General features: G+C 31.9%; 1 protein-coding gene and 1 pseudogene. Both read right to left on the bottom strand.

What is annotated here, in order from left to right:
- Positions 1-48: 48 nt before the first annotated feature.
- Entirely contained in the window at positions 49-483 is a 435-nt protein-coding gene (locus FTV43_RS15710) for a hypothetical protein (protein ID WP_257224137.1), read from the bottom strand.
- Positions 484-588: 105 nt separating this feature from the next.
- Positions 589-1,141: pseudogene (locus tag FTV43_RS15705) on the bottom strand (hypothetical protein); the annotation flags it as partial.

Here is a 1,141-nt window from a genome sequence, read left to right as displayed (position 1 = left end):
TAATCATTTTGACAATAAACCTATCCCGCCTTTTACTTTCTAAAAATTTTATACCAACATAAAAATCAGTGTTTTAGCACTTACACTTTTATAGCACTGAAAAAATGCAAAGCCTTCATTATATGAAAGAGGAATTTTTAGATAAAAATAGTAATTAATTAATTCAGCATTTTTTTCTGTCTTTGCATAATCTATTTTTCCTGTGTCAATATTTATAATATCAGACCTAAGACCGTAGTTTCCTTGTTGTAAAAAACCTTTAATAATTCTAGTTTTATCATCAACTTGAAGATCAACGATTCTGTAAATTTTCTTTTCATCTTCAACTATATGAAAGTCTATACCTTTCTCAGTAAAACAATCCTTAAAAATCGTATAAAGATCTAATCGACCTAAAATCTTATCTAAAGGAGGATAAGTATTATGAAGTCTAAAATATTGCTGATCATAAGTTCTTATAGTGTACGGAGCTAAAGAATGCATACTTAATATTTTAAGAATTAAAAATACATTTTTTCATAAGTTTTAGTCAGTTAAAAGGCTTTATTTAACATAAAATCTCTTATGCGAAATTTAAGAAAAAAAGCTTTAGCATTTTTTTCTGTCTCTTCTTAATCGTTGATCTTTAGGCTTTCGCTTATTCCGTTTATTCAAATAAATCTGATCTGCATTTCGACAAGCCACTTCAAACTCTTTCATACTCCAAGCCTTCTTGGCAGTGAAGCGTACATAGTGTAAGTTTTTTGGAAAATACATTTGATTCAGCTTCTTCTGCTCGGGATTTCGGGCATTTAATATCGATCTCATTTTAGCCTGTAACGTGCCAATTTGATGACGTGTACCATGAAAAGTTCCCTTAGAACTCAATCTAAAAGTGGCTTCTTTCAAACGATCAGCCTGTTCAGTCGAAATTAAATCAATTTTTTTATTCAACTCCCGCGTTGCCGACTGCATAAATTCTTGCGATAGATACCAGGTAAAACGGATTTTCTTCTGAGAATATCGTTGAAAAAACTCCAAATGCTTTTTACGAACCCCGCGTAATGCACGAGTTAGCTCTTTCAACCGCTCGTTATAGCTCACGTCATCGTTAAATTTAATTCCAAACCGTTGCAGTAAAAATGCACTCACGGATGCCTGA

This window comes from Acinetobacter sp. YH16053, assembly GCF_013417035.1.
Classification (GTDB): Bacteria; Pseudomonadota; Gammaproteobacteria; order Pseudomonadales; family Moraxellaceae; genus Acinetobacter; species Acinetobacter towneri.
This window is presented reverse-complemented; position numbering and strand designations above follow the sequence as displayed.